Origin of the sequence: Ectothiorhodospira sp. PHS-1, from assembly GCF_000225005.1 — a bacterium.
Lineage (GTDB): Bacteria > Pseudomonadota > Gammaproteobacteria > Ectothiorhodospirales > Ectothiorhodospiraceae > Ectothiorhodospira.
The window spans coordinates 1-1,051 of record NZ_AGBG01000077.1 but is presented as its reverse complement, the minus strand read 5'-3'; the positions used below and the strand labels follow the sequence as shown (position 1 = coordinate 1,051).

The following is a 1,051-nucleotide window of genomic DNA, read 5'->3' as shown; positions in this document are numbered from 1 at the left end:
TAGGCATGATGGAACGGATTCCCGTTCTTGCTACGTCACCGCTTTCGCGGTGACTTCGCGTGCCGGGTTCAGGGCTGGCTCATGCAGCCCGCCCGCCAAATCCTCAAGATTCAGCGGGCAGCACAGCCCATGCCAGTCGCGGACATTCATGGCCGCGTTGGCACCGGCGTGCGCCTTGTGTCCACAACGGGTGCAGACGTAGGCATGTTTTTTACGATCATTGATCGCACCACAGCGGTGGCCGGTCTTGCTGGCGTTGCTCAAGAGTGCCTGTCCCCCATCATCACTCACCTGTCCCCCATTTCCCATTTCCTGTCCCCCATCACGATCAGCGTTTGAGGTTGCGATAAAAGTTCTCGTGGGTGCCGACCAGCAAAAGCAGTCGGGTTGCCGGGTCGTACTCGTAGGCGAGCAGGAATTGTTGACCGACGCATGGGAATTTGTAGACGAACACATCGGCAAGATCGCCCTTCTTGGGCTCGCCCCGCTCAGGCTGGTCGACGATGGTTGCGACTGCAGCGTCGATGGCCGCCTGCTGGTTGCGCTGAAGGCGCTTGTAGGCACGGCTGAAGGCGTTGGTTTGGAGGACCGTGATCATTCCCGGGAAAGGCCTTCCGGAATAAAGGGCGTGGCCTGTTCGCGGCCTTCTGCGCGAGCGATGAGCAAATCGCGTACGAACTCGACCGGCAGGTCGGGATTGTCGAGAGCGACCTTACCCACCTTGGCCCAGAACTCGATCTGACCGGCGATGGTGCGGCATTCCGCCCGGGCCTGGGCCTTGGCGCTTTCGTACAGTTCGTCTTCGATGCGGACAGGCATGCCCATGGTCTTCTCCTGATGGGATTTGCTACTTTTGTAGTCTGCCTTGTCCTCCTCCAGGTGTCAAAGTCGTTGGACGAGTCTAACCAATCCCGGGAATCACCATGATGCGCGAGAAGCCCCCGGCTTTAGCCGTGGGGAGGGTGTCAGTGCGCCGGGCACGGCGCACGTCTATAGGGTGAAAGTCCCGAACAGCGAAGTTGGGAGTAGCTGTTAGCCAAGACGGCAAAGG

The 1,051-nt window shown here is 59.8% G+C and carries 3 protein-coding genes; all 3 read right to left on the bottom strand.

What is annotated here, in order from left to right; translation table 11 throughout:
- Positions 1 to 30: 30 nt before the first annotated feature.
- The 3 genes from ECTPHS_RS14450 to ECTPHS_RS13655 all read right to left on the bottom strand — a co-directional run bounded on the left by ECTPHS_RS14450 (position 31) and on the right by ECTPHS_RS13655 (position 825).
- Entirely contained in the window at positions 31 to 264 is a 234-nt protein-coding gene (locus ECTPHS_RS14450) for a zinc ribbon domain-containing protein (RefSeq protein ID WP_168044682.1), read from the bottom strand.
- 64 nt (positions 265 to 328) lie between these two features.
- Positions 329 to 598: a type II toxin-antitoxin system RelE/ParE family toxin gene (locus ECTPHS_RS13660; RefSeq protein WP_008933355.1), complete on the bottom strand. Its 270-nt coding sequence runs from the start codon at positions 596 to 598 to the stop codon at positions 329 to 331.
- Positions 595 to 825 carry a ParD-like family protein gene (locus tag ECTPHS_RS13655; protein ID WP_008933354.1) on the bottom strand — a complete coding sequence of 77 codons (231 nt, stop codon included), beginning with the start codon at positions 823 to 825 and terminating at the stop codon, positions 595 to 597. Before ECTPHS_RS13655 ends, ECTPHS_RS13660 begins: the two co-directional genes overlap by 4 nt.
- Positions 826 to 1,051: the final 226 nt, after the last annotated feature.

Bases quoted from the DNA above. Each gene is read 5' to 3' on its own strand.
- ECTPHS_RS13655 (WP_008933354.1), bottom strand. From the start codon at position 825: ATGGGCATGCCTGTCCGCATCGAAGACGAACTGTACGAAAGCGCCAAG.
- ECTPHS_RS13660 (WP_008933355.1), bottom strand. From the start codon at position 598: ATGATCACGGTCCTCCAAACCAACGCCTTCAGCCGTGCCTACAAGCGC.